This is a genomic window from Stenotrophomonas lacuserhaii, from assembly GCF_039674585.1.
In the GTDB taxonomy this organism is placed as follows: domain Bacteria; phylum Pseudomonadota; class Gammaproteobacteria; order Xanthomonadales; family Xanthomonadaceae; genus Stenotrophomonas; species Stenotrophomonas pennii_A.
Window position 1 is genome coordinate 66,942 of the sequence record NZ_JBDJNU010000001.1, and the last position, 18,844, is coordinate 85,785.

The following is an 18,844-nucleotide window of genomic DNA, read 5'->3' on the forward strand; positions in this document are numbered from 1 at the left end:
TCACCAGTTTTTGGAAATACCGAGGTGGACGTAGCGTCCGTAGGTTTCGTGCAATGCGCTCAGGTAGCTGCCGGTGGCATTCAACGGCGGCTCTTCGTTGAACAGATTTCGCGCCCCCACTTCCACTGCCGTTCCCTTCAGGCGTCCTCTGTTGAACTCCTTCTTGACCGACAACGCCCAGCGCTGTGTGGAGCCCACCACGAACGGCGTGCGATCGGCATAGGCGCCGGCGGTCACGCTGTCGATATAGTCGTCGCGCACGCGGACCGTCCAGTCCTGGAGGTTCCAGATCAAGGTTGCGCTGGCCCGCCATTCCGGCTTGGCCCCATTGATGCCGACCTCGTTGGCCGCGCCCAGGTCCGGCGCGATGATGTTCAACTGGCCATTGGCAATCGCGGCGGCCACCTGCTGCACCTCGGCAGGCTTCTGCTGGGTGTACTCCTTGAGCTGGCTGACACTGAGCAGGAACGCAAAGTTGCCCCACGCCGTCTCGCGCAGGCGCCAGGTGAAGTTGTAATCCACGCCCGACGCGGTGAGCGGCCGACGATTCTGGTAACGGTTGTACACGTGCGTCACCACGCCTGCAGGCGCAAGACCCGAGCCTGCAAACAGCGCGGTATCTTCTGCCGTCACCTCGGCACGCACCACATTCGGATTGCTGCTGCCTTCCACCACGCGCAGATACGCGTCGTACAACAGCTCCTCACCCAAGGTATTGATCGGATTCTCTACCTGCACCCGCCAGGCATCCACGCTCAGGCTGATCGACCCCAGGGCGTCCGGCAGGAACTGCGGCTCGAACACCGCGCCCCACGACGACTGCCGGGTGGTCTCCGGCTTCACGTCGTCGCCGTAGGAGGTCACCGCGCTCACCGACGGCTTGACCGACGAACCACTGCTGTAGGCATTCAAGCAGGCGCTGTAGTCGGGCTGGGCACCCTTGCTGATCAGTGCGTGGCAGCGGATCGCATCGTTGTTGAAGCCAAACCCGTAGGTTGGCGGGGAGTTCACCAGTTCCAGTCCCGGTGCGCGGAAACCGCCGCTGACCGAGCCGCGCAGCAACAGGCTGTCATTGACTTTCCACGCCGCGGCCAGCTTCGGCTTGGCCACCTTGCCGGCATCGCTGTAGTCCTCCCAGCGGCCCGCAAGCTGCAGGTCCAGTGACTGCACCAGCGGTATGCCCTGCGCGGGGGAAACCAGCGGCACGGCGAGCTCGATCAACGCCGACTTTACGTTGCGGCTGCCGCGGACATCGGGCCGGGGGCTATGGGTGAAGAAGTTGCTGGCCGCGACCGTGCCGGTATACCAGTCCGTATAGGGACGGCTGCCGTCGATGTTCTCGTCGCGATCATCCTCACGGCTCTCATACCGGTACTCAACGCCCGCCGCCAGGCCGATGTCACCTGCGTACCAGGTAAACAGATCGGACCGGTTGATCTTGAAATCCCACAGCGCCAGCTCCGTGGTGCCTTCGCGGGTGGCTTCGCCAATGAACGCCGAGGTGTCGTAGGGCGTGGCATCGCCCAGCCGGATGCTGGCCGGATCGCCGCCACTGAAGGGGTTGTAGGCACCGGCGTCGGTACGGTTCACCGCAGTGATGAAGGCATCGGTCAGCCCGCCCTGCTGCGTGTCGGTACTGCGTGCACGCGAATACAGCAGCGCGGTTTCCCAGTTCCAGCCGCCGTCTGTCCAGCCGCGCACGCCCAGCAGCACACGCGACTGATCGTTATCCACCTTGACCCGGCGGATACCTGAATCCGCGAACTGGTAGTTCAGCAGCCGGATCGCGTCGGCGCCGCGCAAGGCGTCCGGTACCCAATAGGCGTCCGGCCGGATATGCAGCAGGAAGCCGTCACCGCCGAAGCCCGACTCGCTGCTCACCCAGGATTCGGAAGTCGCCCGGTAGTAACCCAGCTCACCGAACAGCTGCAGGGTGTCGGTGGCATCGAAGCGTCCACTGGCGAAAACATTCCCCTTGTTGATGGCCGGTGCCGAGGTAATGCCCGGCTCGGCCGCGGAATCGTAGTGATAGCGCGTCGGTACCGCGCCGGACACCAGCGCGCCGCTGGCGGGATCGACGTGCCAGCTGCCTGTGCGCCGGCTGCCGGCATAGGTATCAAAGTGACCCCACGGCGTTCGTGTGCTGAAGCCCGAGGTGCCGTCTGGATCCGGCACGCTGGTTCCATCGCCGAGGGGACGGCGGCCATCGGTGGCGGTGAACCACGCATCTGAATTGCGCTGCGCCGTGCGCTTGGAAACGCCATACAGCACCGAGATATTGCCGCGCCCCTGCGCGAAATCACTGCCAAAGTAGCCGTCCAGCGAGATGTCTTCGCGATGGCCATCGGCCACCTTGCCGTAGTTCAGCTTGATTCGCCCGCCACTGGGCAGGTTGCTCGGCGTCACCAGGTCGACCACGCCCGCCACGGCATCGGACCCGTAGATGGACGCCGCGCCATCCAGCAGCAGGTTGACCCTCTCCAGGCCGAAGGTCGGAATGGCATTGGCGTTGTAGGTCGTGTCGTCACCGCTGTTGCTGATCGGGTGCTGCACCGTGCGTCGGCCGTTGACCAGCAGCAACGTGTACTTGGCGCCCAGGTTGCGCAGGTTGATGGAGCCCACGTCACCGCGCGCGACATTGGAGTTTCGCCCTGCGTTGGTGGTGCCTTTCTCGCTGACAGCGACATCACCGAACTGCGGCAGGCTGCGGAAGAACTCGTTGCCGTTGGTCGCCCCAGTGGCGTCGATCTGTTCCCGGTCCACCGCGACCACCGGCAGCGCGGCCTGCGCGCCCCCTCCGGCGATCTGCGAACCCAGCACCGATACCTTGTCCAGCAGGCGGGCGTTCGAGTCCTGCGACTGGGTGGCATCGGCGCTCGTCTCCTCGGCCGCATACGCTGCCGGTGCAAGCAGGGTGCACAAGGCGAAAGCCAGCCGACCGCGACGAGGACGAACGCCGTGCAGGGCATGACGCGGGCTTTTCGCGGTCGGCTGCGAACGGAGGGTGCGACTCATCGAATATCCCCAGGTGATGGCTGAAAGGCACTGCCGGATGGATCGCGGCGTGCGTTATCGCGCGTGGTTCGCCGCTTCCGTGTAAGCACCGCGGACGATGCTGCCTTCGAGCTTCTGCTCGTCCTTGACCAGGTTGTAGAGCGGGCATGTCGCCTCCACCGACTGGCGCAGCGCGTCGATCTCCTGTTCGGATGCAGGCGATTCAACCCGCACCTTGTAACGGATGTCGCTGTAGCGTGCCGGCGAGCGGATGTTGCTGCCGAAACGCGGGCTCAGCTGACCATCAACCGTGAGCTCCAGCGAATCCAACAGCACGTTCCGTGCAGCAGCCTGCACCTCGAAAATGTGGGTCAGGCAGGTACCGGTCACGCCCAACAGGTGTTCCTCCACCGTCGGCGCCAGCCCGTAGCCGAGCAGGCCGGGCGCGCTGTCGTGCAGCTGCTGGTGATACCCGTCCTTGCCCAGGAACACCCGGCGCAGGCCGGTGCGTGGCTCGACATGGGAGCGCGCCACCAGGGTTTCCGGCTCGGTGGGCTTGCCCTTGCCCGAGCCCGGCTTGACCTGCCTGGCCAACACCGCCGGACGCTTCTCCTCGGTGATGAAATCGCGCAGACCGGGCGGCAGCTTGGGGTCGCGCACCGCATCGCTATGGATGTACTCGACTTCGGCATGGCTGACCTGCTGAGGCCGCGTTACCAGGTCGATGGCCGAGGATTTTTCGTGCACCGCGCGCTTCAGCGCCTGCAGCTGCGCGTCGGTGGCAGGCGAATCGATGTACGCCACATAGGAAAGATTGTTCGGGTACGCCAGGCTCTCGCTCTTGCGTTCGGGAATGCTGGTGAACACCACGTCCAGCGCATCCAGCGGGACATTCTGTGCGGCCGCCTGCACGATGTACTCATCGGCAACCGAGCTGGCCAGCGTGCCGACCAGCGAGTCCCACGAACCGGCGCCGAGGTTGTAACCGGCGTAGTTGCGGCCGCTATCGCTGATGTACTGGAACTCGCCCGTGGGCCCGATGCGCAGGCGACGTACGCCGGAGCGGCTTTCGGCCGTGACCTTGGCGTGGATCGCGGTGGGCGCGGCAGGCTGCGCGGACTGCGCCTGGATGGCTTCGCGCTTGGCGGCCAGATAGCTACGCAGGGGAGAGCCCCCTTCCGCCGCTGAGGAAACGAGCGGCGCGGCCAGCAGCAGCATGGCAGACAAGGTTGTCGCGCCGAACACCTTGAACGGCGACGCGGAACGGGCGGTGGACATGGGCGGGCGGACTCCGTGGGTGACCGTGAACGAAGGCCCACTGTTTCACGTCACGTCGCCGCGCTTAAATAACCGTTGGCAATTCCGATATTCGTGCGCAGGGATCAGGATCCGCTCACGCGGCGCAGCCTGCAGACCGCACGAAGCACAGGCGGAAGGTGGCGCCGCGGCCCGGCGTACTTTCCACTGCGATGCTGCCGCCTTGGCTGGACATGAGGTCGCGCGCCATGGCCAGCCCAAGGCCGGTACCCTGCCCGGCCGGCTTGCTGGTGACGAAGGGTTCGAAGATCGCATCCTGCAGTTCGGCCGCGATTCCCGGGCCCGAATCGCTGCAGACCAGCCAGACTTCATTGGCGGTGCCATGCGCCACCAGCTGGACGTCTCCTGTCCCGCGCATCGCGTCGTCCGCGTTGCTCAACAGATTCAGCAGGATCAGCCCCAACTGATCCCGATCGAACTCCACCCACAGCCCTGCCGGGATGTCTGTATGTACCCGCACGCCCGGTGACACCGTCTGTCGCAGCAGCGGCGCCAGCTCTTCCACCACCTCGCGCAGTTCGTGGCGCTCGATCACCGGATCATTCTGCCGGCTGAACGTCAGCAGCCGTCGGCTCAGAGCATCGGCCTTGCGCACGGCGCTCTCGGCGCCTGCAAGCGAGCCCGCCACTTTCTCCGCGGTCTGGCCGCGCTTTGCCTGCTGCACATACCCCAGGATCAGCGACAACAGGTGGTTGAAATCATGGTTCAGCCCTGCCGCCAAGCGTGCCACGGCTTCGATTTTGCGGGCATGTACCAGCTGTTGCTCCACCTTGCGCCGCTGCTCCACCGCCCCCTGCAGCCGCACGTAGGCCTCGTTCGCCTCGCGCCCCTTCGCCCTCGCTTCGGCCAGGCTCTGTCGCAGTGCCGAGCTGGCGCGGTCAAGCACCACGGCGATAAGCAGGAAGATCGCCCCGCTGATGAGCCCATCGACAACCAGCGCTGCCGAGCCATCGGCAGACCATTCAGACCAGACCCCCAGACCGAACGCGATCCAGATGGCCGCCGTGACGCCCCACAACGCAGCACGGCCGACGACCAGGGCTGCAATGACCATGCAGACGGTCAGCACCGGCTGTTCGAAGCGCTGGGCGCCGAACCCACTGCCGGCATAGGACAGGCATACCGACACTGCGAAAACGGCCAGCAGCTGATAGGCCGCCCAGCGGAAGTGCCCCATCCGGACCAGGACGAACCCGCTCAGCGCGACGACGCTCAACAGCAGGCTCAAGGCCATGCTGCCGACTTCTCCCTCGCGCCACGGCACGTCCATGGCAAACGCCCGGTAGGCCCACGCAAGCGGCGGCAGCCCTCCCAGCAGGAGCAGGACCAACTGCAGCATCGGTGCGTTGCGCAGGTCCACCGGATCGGCCACGGGCACGTTCCGCAGCCACCGGACGGGCTGGGCCAGCACGGAAAGCGTGCCGCGCCCGATGGATTGCCGGGCAGCATCGCCGCGTTCGTTGGAGGGTTCGTGCCCGGGTGACGTGGTCTGCATGTATCTCAATAAGTGCCCACCACGTTGAGATACCAGCCGCGGTGGTCGTAGTCGAAGTCGGTGAGCTTATCGCTGAAGTCGGTGAAGTTGTAGCCTGCCCCCACGCGGAAGTTCTTGCCGATGTCCCGGTCCAGGCCGACCAGCCAGCCCTGGCGGGTACCGCCGTCCTTCACCTGCAGCGTGCGGTACTCGGCCAAACCATGCCACGACTGCAACAGGTCATACCTCAACTGCCCCGCCATGAAGGTCGTTGATGAGTCGAACCACGGGCCGGCGCCCCGGCCCATGCGGACCTCGCCCTCGCGCTGGGCCACCTTTGCCGCGACTTCCCACCGCTGGTCGATCCGGTAAACACCCTCGAGGGAAACCACCTGGGTTTTCTGGTCCACGTTCGTGCCGTTGACCTGCCCCAGTGTGGAGAGGTCATACAGATAGGTATACCGGCCGAAGACGCCCCAGCGCGTGCTTTCCCAAGGGCGCCAGGCGAAGCCGACGTTGCCCTCGATGAAGCGGGCTCCCTGCGTGGGATCGAGCTCGTCATCGGTGTCCGACCAGTTCAGGCGCGCTGCCATGCGCCAGCTGTCATTGAAGCGGTGGGTCAGCCGGTTGCTGAGCACCCATTGTTCGCGGCGCTCGGCACCGGTGTCGCGCCGCCATTCCAGCTTGCTCTGCCAATCGGTCTCCACCGAGGTGCGCCCACCCGACACGCTCACCGCGCGCCGATCGACCTGTCCTCCATCGTTGTTCACCAACTCGCCGTCCTGCAGCGTGAAGCCGAGGTTCCAGCCCTGCGCCGGATAGAAATCCATGCCGAAGGTGTGCGCCAGGCCGGATTCGTCCGGATTCTTCAGGTACTGGCTCTCGTTGAACACGTTCACCTGGTTGGACAGGCGCCACCGCTGGCCAGCCGTCCAGCCGGACTGGCGCTGCGGGTTGAACAACGAGTCGTAGCCCGTGCTGTCGGTGGAAACTGTGTAGCTGCCATACAGGCTCTGCTGCGCGTTGACGCGGTATTCGGCATCGACCTGGGTGGAATCTCCCCTGTCACCCCGGGTGGTCTCCAGGCCGACGGTCGAGCTGTCGCCGAAGAGATACTTGCTACCCAGCGTGTACGCATCGTTGTCGGCGTACTTGCCATGGTCATCGTCGAGCGTCACCTGCGCCACACCGTACACGTCCAATGCCGTACCAAGGCGGCGGGTGTACTTGAGTGCGCCAAGGGTTCCAGCAGCATTGCCGCTGGCGCGCTCTTCATCGGTTCGTCGCAGCTCGGCCGTCAGTGCATCGAAATCGCCGATCCGCCATTGCGCGGTCACCTGCGCCTGCTCCAGTGCTTCGCTGCCCCGCTCGGCGCGGCTCACACGGCTGTAGAGCGACAGGTCCCGATGGACCTGGCCCAGCACTTCGGCGCCGTACTCGGTGACATCGGCTGCCGTGTCGTAGCGGCTGATCGAGTAGCCCGCCCCCACTTCGCGCCACCACGCGGCCGCGCTCCAATCCTGGGCGGTCCAGCCCAGCTCCTTGAGGTTCACGCGGCCCTCGACCGCCGTAGCTTCGCCGCTCTGCGGCCCGGCGCCGTCGATGCGCTGGAAGGTGAAGCCGCCATTGTCGGAGAAGAACAGCGGTGCACTGTTCGACTCTGTGCGGCTGTGCTCGATCTTCAGGAAGGTCCCCTTGCCGGCCTGCAGCGTAAGGTCCGCACCGGAAAGCGAATAGTCTTCGCCCGAACGGTTCTCGTTGACCTGGGTGACGCCCACGCCCACGTGGTTGCCGAACCAATGCTTGGCCCGCAGGCCTGCCGTCATGTCGTCGGCATCGAACTCGGAGGGCACCCATTCGTAATCCACGACCAGGCGTTGTTGATAGCCGTCCAGCGGCGTATCCCGCGTTATCGAGGGCAGGTTCTCGCGGGTGACCTGCGCGAGCGGACGCGTCAACAGGATGCGGCCCTGCAGTTCGTCGATCTCGTAATCCGCGCCGCGCTGCAACGATACCGTGCTTTCCACCCGGCCGGTGGTCAGGTCGCGGATCTCCAGCACGACGCGCTCCGAGCCCGGCAGGACGTCCGCATGGCGCAGGTAGTACAGGCTGCCGCCGGTGCCCAGGAACTCGCTGTGTCCCGGTGCGGTCTGCGCTTCGGATGCAAACGCACGCAGCATGGTCGCAGGGTCGCCCCATGCGTTGCTCGCACGCGAGCGCCAGTCCAGGGCTGCGCCGTACAGTGAACGCACGTACTGCGCGTACTCGGTGCCGGTGATGCCGGTGGCGAAGTTGCCCCACAGGGCCTGGTTCTTGTCCCAGTCCATCCGCACGTAGAACCGGCCCATGGTGTCCACGTCCCGATGGACATTGGAATCATCGCCATACACCGGGTAGTACAGATCCGGATCCAGGCGGCGGAAGATATCCGTCGGGTCCGCCTTGGTGAACCCAGTGAAAAGCGCCTCCAGGTCACGTTCGGTCGTATCGGCCTGCGCGGTGATGAGGTAACGCCCCTGGGTCTTGGCTTTCAGATAGAACGCCAGGCGACCATCGCTGATCACATCATCGGCGTAACGTTCGTTCACCGCCGTTGCGTCGACGGAGCCGCCCACCTTGTTCTGATACACCGTCACGTCCGCCAGGCCCACACCGAACAGGTAGCGCCCGGTGACATCGACATCCAGCGTGCTGCGGATCGGCTCGCCCTTGCCTTCCAGCTCAATCAGGAAAGAACTCAAGCCGATCGGGGACAAGTACTCGGCGACGAACTTGCGCTCCATGTCCACCGGGTAAGTGTCGCCGTTGATCTTCAGGCTCAAGCCTTCGGGCAGGTTGCGTCCATTGATCCGGATGCGGGAGCCGTGGATCGGGATGTTCTGCTGACGGAGGCCATCGACCGCGAAGACCTCGTCAAGCAGGCTCTGCTGCTGCGCCTGCTCGGCGGTGAGCGCAGTCCCCATGCTCTTTTCCACGCTCTGGCGCAGCGCGACGGCGCCGCGCTCGGCCTCTTCAGGGCGCACCAGCTGCAGCTGACGCGGTTGCGTTTCATCAAAGCGCCCCTCTGCATCGTAGGCGCGCAGCACGTAGACCAGTTCGTCCCCTGCCCGGTAACGGTACCGGCCCGGCAGCTCTCCGTCCCATTCGCCGCTCGACACCGCAGCCACCGCGAGCGGCACGCGGGCCAGCGGCTCGATCAGGTCCACGTCTTCTGCCCGATGGATGCTCAACTCGTACCGGTCGATGAAGCGCGGGTAGTTGCTGCGGACGTAGAACTGGACCGGCTTGGTCACGCGGGTGCCGTCGAAGGCCACGATCGACGGCGCCGAGATGGACAGCGTCGGCTGCCCCAGCGTGGGGTCTTCGGTGGCCCAGACCGCGCCACCGTTCGGCAGATCGATGGAAAACTTTCCACTGGCGACGGCGCGACCCGGCTGCTCCAACGCCACCTGCACCCGGCGATCAGGCGCCAGCGCCCGCGACCCCGAGTCCGGCGCCGTTCCGCGCGTCACGGGCTCGTCGTAGCTTCGGGTGCGGAGCTGGAAGAGCACTCCGTCTTCGGAGCGGCAACCGCTGTCCGTGCAGTCGGCGGCCCGTTCCTGGGCGTTGGCCGTTCCCAGCCCCATCCCGCCAGCAAGCAGGCTGATGAGCGCGCAATCCAGCAGCTTCATTTGAATTTTCATGGCTGTCCCCTGTTCCTTCTCAGCGACCGTGCTCGGCAGGGGTTGCCGGGTCATCGTTGTATTCCACGTTCACTGCCTGGACCGTCCCGGGCGGCAGGTTCGCCGCAATGGCGCGCTGCACAGCCTGGGCACGGCGCAGCCCGAGTTGCCTGTTGTAGGCGTGCGAACCGCGCACATCGGTATGGCCGGTGACAATCACGCGCCCCTTCACCTGCACGACGGCCGCCGCTACCTGCTCCATCAGCGGGCCGAACTCCGGCTTGACCTCGGCCTTGTCGGTGTCGAACAGCACGGTCCCAAGAAGGGTGTCCGCGCCCTGCAGCGTGAGCGAGCGACTGGCGGGATCGCCGAGGTCACCGCGCACGCTGATGGAGGTGCGTTGAGCCACCGCTTGCGGAAGCCGTGCAACCAGCGCGTCGCGTACCGCAACCGCGCGCTGGTAGCCCAGCGCCTGGTTGCCGTCGCCCCGGATCAGCACATCGCCGCCGCCGTGGGTTTCGACCTGCGCGGCCATCTTTTCGAGCACCGCGCCGTAGCGGGGCCGCACGACTGCGCTGTCCGGGGCAAACAGCACCTCGCCCAGTTCCAGCTCCACCGACTGCGCGTCGGCGCGGATCGGTTCGGGCATGCGCACGCCGAAATCGAAGCGCACCGGTACGCCCGGGGTAACCCGCCGCAGCAGCGGATTGGCCGTGGTGAACCCCGCACCGGCCGGCAGCGTGGAGGGATCCACCTTCAGGATGAAGTTGCGCCCGTGGGTCCACGCCCCGCCATCGACCCCGGTGAGGTGGTAGCGGCCGAACTGGTCGGTCTCGATCAGCAGCCCTTCCACCGACGCCAGGCGGACGCCCGGGATGCCGCGCTCATCGATGCCTTCGTTGCGGATGATGTAATCCACGACGACCTCGTTGCCCTCGACCACGGAGCGGCGCTCGACCACTGGCGCTGCGGCCGTCAGCCCCTTCGCTGCATCGCCCCGCGTCTCGATCCGCGTGCTGCCATCGGCGGCCATGCGGACGCGGATGCCCTGGTCGCTTTCGAGGACGAAGTCGTCGGTGAAGGCAGCGGTGCGCAGCCGCTGGCGGATCACCACCGCATGGCGCTCCGCCGGGTCAGCCACCGACTGGCGTCCGCTCACGCGGCCCAGCGACAGGCCGCGCAACAACGGGGCGCTGGCATCGGCGACCGGCGACAGGCCGGCGCCATCGCCATTGTCGACATGGGTCGATCCCGCGACGTAGTCGCCTGCAGCGAAACCGCCCTGCACCTTCACGCCCGTCAACGCCGCGCTGTCCTGCCAGCCATCGCCGTCGCGGTCGTCGAACACGGTGCCGAACACCAGGCTTTCATCCAGCAGCGGATCGGCATCGAGCACCACTTCCGCGGTGGCCACGTTGGACGCCGGCTGTCCGGTTCCATCGAGTGCCTGCGCACGGTTGATCTGCACGCCCCGCTGTACCCCTGCGCCCACCCGCATCAGGTAGACCAGGGTCATCTGGTCGCCGACCTTCAGATCGATCCCGTCGAAGCGGATCGGGTTGAAGCCACTCGCAACGACGGTTGATCGGGCGTCGCTGGCAGCCAGCGAGCCTTCGACGTAGGTGAAGCCCGCCGGCGGGGTGTCCAGCACACTGCCACCGGACAGATCCACCGTGCCGACGTTCTCGATCGTGACGCTGTAACGGACCAGGTCGCCCGTCTTGATGTCGCGCGAGGTGGTCGACTTCGTCAGCCGGAGCGAGGCCGTGCCTTCGATGTCCACCGTAACGGTTGCATCAGCACACAGCGCCGTGGGGTACGACGTATCGCACACCCGGTAGACGTAGGTGTCGGTGCCGGCAAAACCGGCCGCCGGCGTGTAGCTGCAGCTGCCTGCCGCGCACGTGACACTGCCGTTCGCCGGCGGCGTCATCAGCAACACGGAGTGCGGATCCAGCGGCGCGCCGTGGCTGCGGTCGTTGCCGACCACGACCAGTTGCAGGGGTACGCCCGGCTCGGTGCGGCCTGCATCGTCGATCGCTTCGACCCGGTTGGGATCGATGGCGATGACCACGCGGGCGGTGGTGCAGTTGGTCGGGTTGGCGCGCTCGCAGATCTGGTACTCGTAGCTGTCCTCGCCCCAGAAGCCAGGGTTCGGCGTATACGTGATGGTGCCGTCGTCGTTGACCACGATGGAACCGTTGGTCGGCGGGACCTGTTCACTGACCTGCACCGTCGCAGGGTCGACCGCCCTGCCGTCGAGCAGATCGTTCTGCAGGACCGGGGTGTTTACCGGGGTGTTCTGCGGTGTGCGGTCACGGTCATCCACCGCGTCGATGTCCCAGGCCAGCACCGGGATGTCCAGGCTCGGCGAACAGATCGGATCGTCATTGCCGGCTTCGCACAGGCCCGGCGTTGCCGTGGCGATGGTCGCCACGTTGCGCACGTTGCCTGCGACCACGTCTGCCTGGCTGACCTGGTAGGTGCCGGTCAGTACGCAGCTCGCTGCGGGCGCAAGCGCCGCGCAGGTGACGCTTGCGGGAGTGATCCTGCTGTCGGTCACGACCACGTCCTTGAGCGTGGTGTTGCCGGCATTGGTGGCGGTGATGGTGTAGGTCAGGGTGTCGTTGAGGCTCACCGTGCCCGACCCGTCTTCATCGGCATTGCGGGAAAGCAGCTTGGTCGATTCCAGTGCCGGCAGCTGCGCTACCGGAGTGCGCACCGTGTCTTCCGGACTGGTGACGCGGCCGGAGCCCGGATTGCCCGGCGTTGACGGCGGCGTGCCTTCGGCATGGGCGGTGTTGACCACCTCCCCCGCATCCAGGTCGGCCTGGACCAGCGTGTAGCTGCCCGTGCAGACCGTGCTCGCACCGGGCGCCAGCACGGTAACCGGGCAGTTCGGTGCAGTGGCCAACCTGCTGTCCACCACGTTGACCGCGGTCAACGTCAGGTTGCCCGTATTGGTGACCAGGAAGGTGTAGGCAATGGTGCTGCCCACAGCGTTGCCGCTGGCCGGACCCGCGGTCTTTTCAATGCTCAGCGACGGTGCCGCCGGCAGGTCCACGATCGCCTCGTCTTCCGGGCTGGGCACGCGCGGCGGGTTGGGATTACCCGGGGTCGCCGGCGGCACGCCTTCTGCATGCGCACGGTTCACTACCCGGCCCGCATCGAGGTCGAGCTGGCTCAAGGTGTAGCTGCCCGTGCACGAAACGGCGGCACCCGGGGCCAGCGTGGTCGTGGGGCAGTCCGGAGCCACTGCGAGCTGCGCGTCCACGACGCGGATGTCGCTGAGGGTGACGTTGCCGGTGTTGGTCACCACGAAGGTGTAGGCGATGGTGCTGCCTACCGTGGCGCCCGATGGCGTTCCAGCGGTCTTCACGATCGACAGCGACGGGGCCGACGGCAGGTCGGTCGTTTCCTCGTCTTCCGGGCTGGGCACGCGCGGCGGGTTCGAATTCGACGGCGTCGCCGGCGGCGTGCCTTCGGCGTGGGCCGAGTTCACCACCCGTCCGGCGTCCACGTCGGCCTGGGTCAGCGTGTAGCTGCCCGAACAGGTCGTGGTGGCACCCGGTGCGAGCGTGGTGGTGGGACATGTGGGCGCAGCGGCAAGCTTGGCATCCACCACGGCGATGTCACGCAGGGTCACATTGCCGGTGTTGGTGACCAGGAAGCGGTAGGCGATGGTGCTGCCGACGGTCGTGCCGCTGGGCGCATCCGCCGTTTTGACGATCGACAGCGACGGCGCGGCCGGCAGGTCGGTCGTCTCTTCGTCTTCCGGGCTGGGAACGCGCGGCGGGGTGGGATTGCCCGGCGTCGCCGGCGGCGTGCCTTCGGCGTGGGCCGAATTCACTACCCGTCCAGCGTCCAGATCGGCCTGGACCAGCGTGTAGGTGCCGGTGCAGGTGGTGGTTCCGCCCGGGGCCAGGGTGGTGGTGGGGCAAAGCGCGGCCTGCGCCAGCTTGTCATCAACGACCGCAACGCCGGTGACCGTGACGTTGCCGGTGTTGGTGACCAGGAAGGAGTAGGCAATGGTGCTGCCCACCGTGCTGCCACTGGGCGTGCCCGCCGTCTTGACGATCGTCAGCGCTGGCATCGCCTGCAGCGGCGTGGTTTCTTCATCCTCGGGGCTCGGCACGCGCGGCGGATTGGTGTTGGAAGGCGTCGCCGGCGGGGTGCCTTCGGCATGCGCCGCATTGACCACCCGGCCTGCATCGAGATCGGCCTGGACCAGCGTGTAACTGCCCGTGCATGTCGTGGCCGCACCCGGCGCCAGCGTGGTGAGCGGGCAGACGGGGGCAACGGACAGCTTGGCATCCACCACGGCAATGCCGCCCAGGGTGACGTTGCCGGTGTTGGTGACCACGAAGGTATAAGCGATGGTGCTGCCGACGGCGTTGCCGGTCGGGGTGGCCGCGGACTTGACGATGCTCAGCGCGGGCGCCGGGGCGTCCACGGGGATGTCCAGGGTCGGATTGCAGAGCGCGCCGGTGTTGCCCGCCAGGCACAAGGACGGGTTGCCCGGGGTGGACACCACGGCGGCGTTGCGGACCAGGCCACTGTCCATGTCGTTCTGGTTGACACGGTAGGTACCGGTCAGCACGCAGTTGAGCGTGGGTGCCAGGTTGGAACACGTGATGGTCGAGGGGACGATGCGGGCATCGGACACCGTGACGCTGGCGAGCGTCGTATTGCCGGTGTTGGTCACCGTGACCGCGTAGGTCAGCGTGTCATCCAGGGTCACCGTGCCCGACGCGTCCTCGTCCGCATTGCCCGCCAGTTGCTTCACCGACGTCAGTGCCGGGGTCTGGGCAAGCTCGGTGGTTTCATCGTCTTCCGGGCTCGGCACCCGCGGCGGGGTCGGATTGTCCGGGGTGGCCGGCGGCGTGCCTTCCGCGTGGGCCGTGTTGAGCACGCGTCCGGTGTCGAGGTCCGACTGGGTCAGCACGTAGGAACCGGTGCAGGTGGTCGTCGCGCCCGGTGCGAGCGTGGAGACGGGACAGGTCGGCGCCGTGGCCAGCTTCGAATCGACCACGGCAACGCCGGTCAGCGTGATGTTGCCGGTGTTGGTGACCAGGAAACTGTAGGGAATGGTGGCGCCGACCGCGTTTCCGCTGGGTGCGCCGGCCGTCTTCACGATGCGCAGCGCGGGAGCGGCCTGAAGCACGGTGATCTCTTCGTCCTCCGGGCTCGGTACCCGCGGCGGCGAGGGGTTCTGCGGGGTCGCCGGGGGCATGCCTTCGGCATGCGCGACATTGCGCACGCGGCCCGCGTCCAGATCAGCCTGGCTGAGCGTGTAGGTGCCGGTGCAGGTGGTGCTTGCACCCGGTGCCAGGGTGGTCAGCGGGCAGGACGGTGCAACGGCCAGGCGGTCGTCGACCACGGCAACGCTGGTCAGCGTGATGTTGCCGGTATTGGTCACCAGGAAGCTGTACGGAATCGTCGAGCCTACGGCATTGCCACTCGGCGATCCGGCCGTTTTGACGAGCGCCAACGACGGCATCGCCGGCAACACGGTGGTCTCTTCATCCTCCGGGCTGGGCACACGCGGCGGGTTCGGATCGCCCGGGGTCGCCGGCGGGGTGCCTTCCGCATGGGCCGTGTTCACCACGCGGCCTGCATCCAGATCAGCCTGGACCAGAGTGTAGGTGCCCGTGCAGGTGGTGGTCGCTCCCGGAGCAAGCGTGGTCATCGGGCACACCGGCGCAGTGGCCAGCCTGGCGTCCACGACGGCGATGTCACGCAGCGTCACGTTGCCGGTATTGGTGACCAGGAAAGCATAGGCGATGGTGCTGCCCACGGTGTTGCCGCTGGGAAGGCCTGCGGACTTGACGATGGTGAGCGCCGGGGCCGACGTGAGGTCCGTGGTCTCCTCGTCTTCCGGGCTCGGCACGCGCGGCGGGTTCGGATTGCCCGGGGTCGCCGGCGGGGTGCCTTCCGCATGGGCCGTGTTCACCACGCGGCCTGCATCCAGATCAGCCTGGACCAGGGTGTAGGTGCCGGTGCAGGTGGTGGTCGCTCCCGGAGCCAGCGTGGTCACCGGGCACACCGGGGGCGTGGCCAGTTTGTCATCGACGACCGCCAGCGCGTTCAACGTCACGTTGCCCGTGTTGGTCAGCAGGAAGCTGTAGGCGATCGTGTCACCGACGGCGGACGTACCCGGGGCACTGGCCGTCTTGACGATCGTCAATGCAGGCAGCGCCGGGTCGGCCGGGATTTCCAGGGTGGGACTGCACGACGCGTTGCTGTTGCCGACGGGGCAGACCCCGTCGGTGCCCGGCGTGGTGATCGTGGCCGTGTTGCGGACCAGCCCGGTGTCCACGTCGGCCTGGGTGACGGTGTACACACCGGTCAGAACGCACGCCGCGGCGGGAGCCAGATCCGTGCAGGTGATGCTGGCCGGCACGATGCGTGCATCGGCCACGACGACCGAAGGCAGCAGCATGTTGCCCGTGTTCGTCGCGGTGACCGCATAGGTCAGCACATCACCGACAGCGACGGTTCCGCTGGGCGCGGCGCCGTTGACCAGGCTCAGCACCTTGGTCGAGGCGAGGCCAGGGGTCAGCGTGAGCGGCGTGGTCTCCTCGCAGTCGTTGCCGGTCGCGGCACAGTCCACGGGCGTGTTGCCCTGCACGGCCACTTCATTGCGGATCGCCGTTGCCGTGCTTGGCACCGTGGCCGCCACCTGCACCCGGAAGCGCAGCGTAACCGAGCCTCCGGCCGTGATGTTGACCGCGTTGGTGTTCGAACACACGGCGGCGCTGCACGTGAAGTCGCTGCCGGCCGGAAGGAACGTCGTATTCGCCGGGACGCCCTCGACCACATCGCCTGCGAACAGGGTTGCGGCCTGGGAACCCGCGACGTGGCGGACGCGGATCTCGTATTCCAGCACGTCGCCCGGCGCCACACTGGAGCCCGGCACGTCGCCGTTCACGGCGCCAAGCACCTTGTCGACCTGGAGCTGGGGCGGAGCGATCGCCGGGAAACTGCACGAGGCCAGGTCACGGCCGCGGTCGCTGCCGCTGGCCAGCGACGAATTGCCCGCCAGCGTCATGGTGCCGGTAGCCAGGTCCATCGCGTAGTAGTTGCCCGTCGCGTTGACCACGACGTACAGCCGGCCATCCGCGCCGAACGCCGCGCCGGCATAGAAGGCACCGTTCGGCGCTCCCGTGAAGCGCTGCTGCAGGGTGGCCGTGCCGGCGTCCACATCTACCCGGTAGAGATCCGAACCGGCGACAAGCCAGCCGATGCCATCCTGGTCGAAGGCGATGTCGCCCGAGCCGGTATCCGACGGGGCCACGTCGTAGGTCAACGTGGTGGGGGCGCCGGGGGTGTAACCAAACGTCCCCGCCGGGTCCAGCCGATACATGCGGGCGGTCCTGCCGCTGACGGCGGTGACCATGTAACCAATACCTTCGCGTGTCATGCCGGCGCGCGGCAGGTCCGCGGCGATCACCGCACCGGTCTGGTACCAGCCGCCGTTGTTGGCGTCATACGCCCACACTTCACCGCCGGAACCGTTGGCCCGGGTGTGGAACAGCAGGCGGTTGCGCGCGGCATCCACCATCAATCCGTTGAGGTTGCCGGGCAGGCTGATGGCCAGGTCGCCGACGGCTTCGTCGATGCTGGCGCCCGGAATGAAACGTCGGAAGCCCGCTCCGTTCACCACGCCGAAGATGCCCCCGTCCGCCGGACAGAAATCCACCGTGGCAATGGCAGGCACTTCGACCGGGCCGATGGTGGCCGAGGCGCGTCCCTCGTAGTCATCGGGCACCTCCACGGTCTGGCCGTTGTGGGTGACCTCGGCGTTGTTGATGATCTGCGCCGTATCCGGCGCCGTGTCACTGACCTTGACCTGGAAGCGCAGGGTTGCGCCCTGCCCCGGCGTCAACAGGCCGCCATTGGTCGCATCGGCGCCCGCACCCACGCGGAACACAACACGGTTGCCGGCAGCGTCGAATTCCGCGACGTCGTCGCCAGCCGAATCGGTTTCGGCCGGGTTGCCACCGCTGCTGATGCCCCGTCCCTCATCCGAGACGACGCGCAGGCTGCCCGGCACGAACGCCGTGTGCGTCGGGATCGGATCGCGGACCGTGGTGCGCGTCGCACCGTCCTGGCCACTGTTCTGGAAGGAGATGGTGTACTCAAGAATGTCGCCGCGCCGCAACGGACCGGTCGGGTGGGTCAGGTTGCGCACCGTCTTGTCCAGCGAGCTGACCAGATCGGGCACGAACAGGTCCGTCACGAACACCAGCGCATGCGGGAAGTAGGCATCGCCGGTGCTGGTGAACGTCAGCGTGGCGCCGGTGGCGCTGTTGGCCAGCCGCGGGCGGGCAGACGCCGCATTCGCCGCGTTGTTTGAAATGTCGACCAGCTTCAGATCGACGGCGAACTGATTGGCGTAGTCGGGCGTCTTGTTGGTGAAGCGCTCACCGAGCCGGGTGATGCCGCTGTTCCAGAAGTTGTTGGCGGGGCTCAGCGCATCGCTGACGGCGCCTGCGTTGAGCACGTTTCCGTTGCCGCTCAACTGGAATGCGTCACCGGTGATGTCGCCGTCGCCTTCCCACACCAGGGCGCCCATGAAGGCATTGAACGGACCGCTTGCCGGCGTCAGCAGACCCGACACGGAGGCGGACTGTGCATTGCCGCCACTGACGTAACCAGCGTTGCCATCGAACACCATCAAGCGGCGGAAGGGCTTGCTGTCGTCTTCGTACAGGACGATCAGCGCCCAGCCGCCGTAGTTACCGAGCCCACCGCCGTTCCCGGTGACGGCGGTCAGCCCACCGGCGTAGTAGGTTCCGTTGCCCGACGCGGCGACCAGCGCGGTCACGTCCGCGTAAGCCGTATAGGGCCGGTTGGCGTTGGTATCGCCTTGATCATTGAAGGTGTTCAGGTCCGCAGCACTGGCGGTCACCGAGCGATAGGTCCCGCCAGGCACCCGCAGCTGGATCGTCCGCCGCGCGGCATCGGTGTTGCCCGCTCGCGCGCCCCAGTACAGGCCAGCCGAGCGGATCCGCGCTCCTGTCGGCACGCTCAAGGTGGCCGCGGAGGAGTTCGCCGGCACGGCGGACGGGAGTCCCGCCGCATCCACGTTGATGAACTCCATCACGCGGTTGCCGTTGCCACCGGTGCTGTTGCTCATGCGCTGGCTGGCGCAGTTCGCCGAGCCCGTGCCGGACGTGGCGCAGGTCAACAGGGCGTTGCCGACCATGGCCACATCGCCGCGGACGTTGAAGCTGTGGCGCGGGGCGAGCTGGGCGAATGCGGTCAGCGGCGCCAGGGCCACCAGCACCATCAACCAGAACCCGAAACCAGAGCAACGACGGAAGCGCCCTTGCGGAGAGCGTGCGAGCTGACGAGCCATATCCTTGGAACCCCTGTTGGTGCGGCGGCACAA

Annotated in this window: 5 protein-coding genes; all 5 read right to left on the bottom strand. The window is 66.8% G+C overall.

Features of this window, described 5'->3' with window-relative positions; all coding sequences use genetic code 11:
• The 5 genes from ABE522_RS00290 to ABE522_RS00310 all read right to left on the bottom strand — a co-directional run bounded on the left by ABE522_RS00290 (window position 1) and on the right by ABE522_RS00310 (window position 18,811).
• A complete protein-coding gene (locus ABE522_RS00290; protein ID WP_346589760.1) occupies window positions 1-3,015 on the bottom strand; it encodes a TonB-dependent receptor domain-containing protein in 3,015 nt (1,004 codons plus the stop codon).
• 54 nt (window positions 3,016-3,069) lie between these two features.
• Window positions 3,070-4,272 carry an OsmC family protein gene (locus ABE522_RS00295; RefSeq protein ID WP_346589762.1) on the bottom strand — a complete coding sequence of 401 codons (1,203 nt, stop codon included), beginning with the start codon at window positions 4,270-4,272 and terminating at the stop codon, window positions 3,070-3,072.
• Between the two features lie 115 nt (window positions 4,273-4,387).
• Complete coding sequence (locus tag ABE522_RS00300; RefSeq protein WP_346589764.1) at window positions 4,388-5,806, bottom strand: sensor histidine kinase; 1,419 nt, start codon at window positions 5,804-5,806, stop codon at window positions 4,388-4,390.
• A 5-nt stretch (window positions 5,807-5,811) separates the two neighbouring features.
• Complete coding sequence (locus ABE522_RS00305) at window positions 5,812-9,468, bottom strand: porin family protein (RefSeq protein ID WP_346589765.1); 3,657 nt, start codon at window positions 9,466-9,468, stop codon at window positions 5,812-5,814.
• Window positions 9,469-9,487: 19 nt separating this feature from the next.
• Window positions 9,488-18,811 carry a DUF7507 domain-containing protein gene (locus ABE522_RS00310; protein WP_346589767.1) on the bottom strand — a complete coding sequence of 3,108 codons (9,324 nt, stop codon included), beginning with the start codon at window positions 18,809-18,811 and terminating at the stop codon, window positions 9,488-9,490.
• Between the last annotated feature and the right edge of the window lie 33 nt (window positions 18,812-18,844).